This is a genomic window from Kitasatospora sp. NPDC127067 (assembly GCF_042724755.1).
Lineage (GTDB): Bacteria > Actinomycetota > Actinomycetes > Streptomycetales > Streptomycetaceae > Kitasatospora > Kitasatospora lactacystinica.
This window is the reverse complement of the sequence record NZ_JBHXEM010000254.1, coordinates 1-4,274: the sequence shown is the minus strand read 5'-3', so window position 1 is coordinate 4,274 and position 4,274 is coordinate 1. Positions and strand designations below refer to the sequence as shown.

Genomic DNA, 4,274 nt, shown 5'->3' with positions numbered 1-4,274 from the left:
AGCACCACTGCACCTTCTGCGGACTCAACGGCCTCGGCATGGCCTTCCGCAGCAAATCCCCCGAACGGGCCCTGCGCGGCATCGACGAACTCGCCGAACGCTACGCGATCTACCAACTCGTCGCCGTGGACAACATCGTCGACCTGCACTACATCGAGGGGGTCTTCGACCGGCTCGCCGAACTCCGACGCGACTACACCTTCTTCTACGAGACCAAGGCCAACCTCTCCCACGAGCAGATCCGGCGACTGGCCCGGGGCGGCGTCCGCCACCTGCAGCCCGGCATCGAGAGCCTGAGCACGCGCGTGTTGCAGCTGATGCGCAAGGGCACCACGGCCGTCCAGAACGTGCGCGCCCTCAAGTGGGGCCGCTACCACGGGGTCAGCATGCACTGGAACATCCTGGTCGGGTTTCCGGGCGAGCGGCCCGAGGACTACGAACAGCAGCTGGCGACGGCCCGGTTGGTCCCGCACCTGCAGCCACCCGAGTCGCTCGGCAGGATCTGGCTGGAGCGGTTCAGTCCCAACTTCACGCAGCGAGCCGAGCTGGGCATCGTCAACGTCCGGCCCGAGCAGGCTTACGCCTTCGTCTATCCGGACGCTGTCGAGCTCGACCGCATCGCCTACTTCTTCTCCTACGACGCGGTCGACACCGTGCCAGCGGCTGCGCACGAGGAGTTGGCGAGCTACCTTGAAGATTGGCAGCAACGGTGGGCGAGCGACCAGCCGCCCTACCTGATCTACCAGAGAGGTGCCGGCCGGCTGACCGTCACCGACGGTCGCGGATCCGGTCCCGCGCAGGTCCACTCGTTCGACGAACTCGCGGCCGCGGTCTACGAGTGCTGCACGCCCGCCGAACACAGCGCGTCCCGGATCGTCGACCTGGTCGGCGAGGCGTCGGACGTCGAGGCCGACCGGGGCGCCGTGCAGGCGGCACTGGACGAGTTCACCGCACTCGGCCTGATGCTGCGCGAGAACGACCGGTACCTGAGTCTGGCGCTGCCGATCAATCCCAACTGGTGAACAGGCCGGCGTCCGCGCGGTACCGACCCCCGGCCGGAACCGAACAAACCCGTCACCCCCTACATCGTCCGTAGAGAGGCCCGTCGAAGGAGGAACCCGTGTCCGATCCGAATGTCCGCCAAGTCAAGGTCACGGCGGAGGACATCGACGCCGTCAGCCAGAAACTCGAGTCCTTCGCGAAGGGACTGCCGCCGGGCGAGCAGAACGTCCTGCAGTGGCTCCTCGGCCGGGCCGCGTCCGCCGGTGCGCAGAGCACGAACGCGGACCCGGCGGAACTCGTACCGGCGGCAGAGCCGGCATTCCGCGCGCAGCTCGACGACTCGCTCGGCATCGCACAGTTCGACCAGCTGAAGCCCGGCTCGGCCTTCGCCGGCAGCACCATCGGCGTGACCGGCACCGTGATGTTCTGACGATCGACCGGCCCTGCCCCGTGCGGTCCGCCGACCGGCGCGCCGCACGGGGCAGGGTTGCGCGCGACCACCGACCCCGGCCCCTCGCCCAGGCCCGGGCCCGGGCCGGACGTGCGGGAGAGGAGTCCCGATGGCGCAACTGACGCATTCCGGCCTCGCGATGACCGACATCGGCCGGGTTCTCGGCAAACTGCGCGCCCTGCAGAGCGACCTTCCGGCGGGCGAACGGCAGGCGATCGAGTCGCTGCTGCGGGCCGCCGGGGTGGTCGAGCGGACACCACCGCAGTACAACCCGTTCCTGCCCGGGGTCCACGAGGATCCGTACCCGCACTACCACCGGCTGCAGGCCGAGCATCCGGTGCACTGGAGCGAGGCCATGCAGTCCTGGGTGGTCTGTCGGTACGCGGACGTCGTGACCGCGCTGCGCGACCCGCGGTTGTCCCACCGGACCGGCTACCGAACCGTCCTGGCCAACGTCCCGCCGGCCGAGCACGCCGGCATCGCGCAGGTCACCCGGTTCCTCGGCCGGCTGCTGAACGAGATCGATCCGCCCGAGCACACCCGCCTGCGCCGCGCGATGATGCGGGCGTTGGCCACCGTCGGTCACCAGCTGCCGCCCGCCCGGCTGGAATCGATCGCCCGCGGGCTGCTCGACCCGGTCGTGACCCGGCACCGCATGGACCTCGTCGCGGACCTGGCCCACCCGCTGCCGGCCGTCGTCGGCGCCGAGCTGCTGGCGATCCCGGCTGCGGACCGCTCGCACTTCGGCCGCGATGTCCACGACATCGTCCACACGTTCAGCGGAGGATTCAGCGGCACCGCGGCCATGGCCGCCGGCGAATCTGCCGTCGACAGCCTGAGCAGCTTTCTCGCGCACCTCCTCGCCCGACGGCGCGCACGGCCCGGACCGGACGCCCTCAGCGCGCTGCTCGCCGTCGACGGGCTCACCGACGACGAGCGGGTGCTCGTCGCCGCGAACCTGATCCTGGGCCTGCACGAGAACGTGACCCACGCCATCACGCTCGGGCTGAACACCCTGCTGCGGCAACCGCTGCCGGCGCAGCGCCTGCTCCGCGGGCCGGACCGGCTCCCGACCGCCGTCGAGGAGATGCTGCGACACGAAGGCACAGCACCCATCCTGTCGCGGGTTGTCCGGGAGGACACCGTCATCGGCGGCGTCGACCTGCCGCAGGGCGCCCCCGTCATCCTGCTCATCGCCGCCGCGAACCGCGACGCGGACCGCTTCCCCGCGCCGGACCGGTTCATCCCCGACCGGTCGCCGAACCCCCACATCGCATTCGGACTCGGCAAGCGCGCCTGCCCAGGCGCCACGCTGGCCCGCCGGATCGTGCACGCCGCGATCGGGGCCACACTCACCGGGCTCCCGGGCCTGCAACTCGACACCGCCGCACCACTGGTGTGGCGGGACGAGATCAACATCCACGGTCTCTCGACGCTGCCCGTGGCGTTCTGACCCGGAGGGACGGTGCCAGATGACAGCAGGGCCGCTTCCGCCGACACCCCCGGCCCCCTCCGGCCGCACGGCCGCGCAGAAGGCGACGGTGGCCGACGGCTACCGGGACGTCGCCCGCGGGTGGCACCGCTGGAGACGCGAGTTCAGCACCGCCGGCGCCGCCGTCACCCGCGCCGTCGTCGAGGCCGCCCGGCCACGGCCCGGCATGCGGGTGCTCGACCTCGCCTGCGGCGTGGGGGAACCGGCGCTCACCCTGGCCCCGCTGGTCGGGCCAGCCGGCCGCGTCGTCGCGACGGACCTCGTCCCGGAGATGGTCGGCTACGCCTCGGCGGCCGCCGCGACGGCCGGCGCGGCGATCGTCTTCGGCGTCGCCGACGCGGAGAGGCTGCCATTCGCCGACGCGTCGTTCGACCTCGTCACCTGCCGGAACGCCATCATGCACTTCCCCGATCCGGGCCGAGCCCTCGCCGAGGCGCACCGGGTGCTGCGGATCGGCGGCCGGATCGTCCTCACCGCGCTCGGACCGCCGCGCGCGACCCCGGCCGTCCGCGCCACCGTCGCCGTCATCCTTCGGCACACCCCGCCCGGACCACCAGCACCGGCACTGCCCGACCCCTACGGATTCGCCGTCCCCGACACCCTCGGCGCCCTGCTCACCGCGACCGGATTCCGCGACGTCCGGGCGCGGACCCTCGCGGCGCCGTGCCCGTGGCCCGGCACCGCGGAGGACTTCTGGCAGGCCCTGCCCGACCACGCCTGGAACCTGCGGCCGATGCTCGACCGCCTGGCACCGGAGGCTCGCCGACAGGTCGCCGAGGAAGCCGTGGCCGCCCTGCGACGGTACGAGCACGACGGCGTCCTCCGCCTCACCGCGCCGACCGTCATCGCCCACGCGACCCGTGGAACCGGAGCCCATCCATGACACACGTCCACCCGGAGCAGGTCCGGCTCGACCCATCGGCCACCAGGCGCCGGATCCGGCTCGCCCTCGTCAACATGCCCTTCGCGTCCTCGCGCCGCCCTTCGATCCAGCTCGGCCTGCTGCGGGCCGTCCTCGGCCTGGACGGCGTCCGGGCCGAGTCGTTCTACTTCAACCTCGAACTCGGCGCGGCCATCGGCTGGGAGCGCTACGAGGCCCTCTGTCACACCCGGGACGTGCTCCTCGGTGAATGGCTGTTCGCCCCGGCCGCCTTCCGGGAGCTGGCCCCGGCCCACGCGCGGTACACCGCCCACCATCCGTCCGAGATCCGCGCGGTCTGCGCCGAACTGGGGTGCGACGTCGACTTCCTGCTGGACCTGCGGGAGCGGGTGCTGCCGGAGTTCGTCGAGGAGTGCGTGCGGCGGGTCGACTGGTCCGGCTTCGACGTG

Annotated in this window: 4 protein-coding genes and 1 pseudogene; all 5 read left to right on the top strand. The window is 72.1% G+C overall.

What is annotated here, in order from left to right:
- The coding region (locus ACFWJ4_RS40955; RefSeq protein WP_380554382.1) for a RiPP maturation radical SAM C-methyltransferase at positions 1-1,022 on the top strand (1,022 nt) is incomplete at its 5' end.
- 98 nt (positions 1,023-1,120) lie between these two features.
- Positions 1,121-1,432: a hypothetical protein gene (locus tag ACFWJ4_RS40950; RefSeq protein WP_380554379.1), complete on the top strand. Its 312-nt coding sequence runs from the start codon at positions 1,121-1,123 to the stop codon at positions 1,430-1,432.
- Positions 1,433-1,562: 130 nt separating this feature from the next.
- Entirely contained in the window at positions 1,563-2,906 is a 1,344-nt protein-coding gene (locus ACFWJ4_RS40945) for a cytochrome P450 (protein ID WP_380554376.1), read from the top strand.
- A gap of 19 nt (positions 2,907-2,925) precedes the next feature.
- Complete coding sequence (locus ACFWJ4_RS40940; RefSeq protein WP_380554373.1) at positions 2,926-3,828, top strand: class I SAM-dependent methyltransferase; 903 nt, start codon at positions 2,926-2,928, stop codon at positions 3,826-3,828.
- Positions 3,825-4,274, top strand: a pseudogene (locus ACFWJ4_RS40935) (hypothetical protein); the annotation flags it as partial. The gene ACFWJ4_RS40940 and the pseudogene ACFWJ4_RS40935, both read left to right, overlap by 4 nt.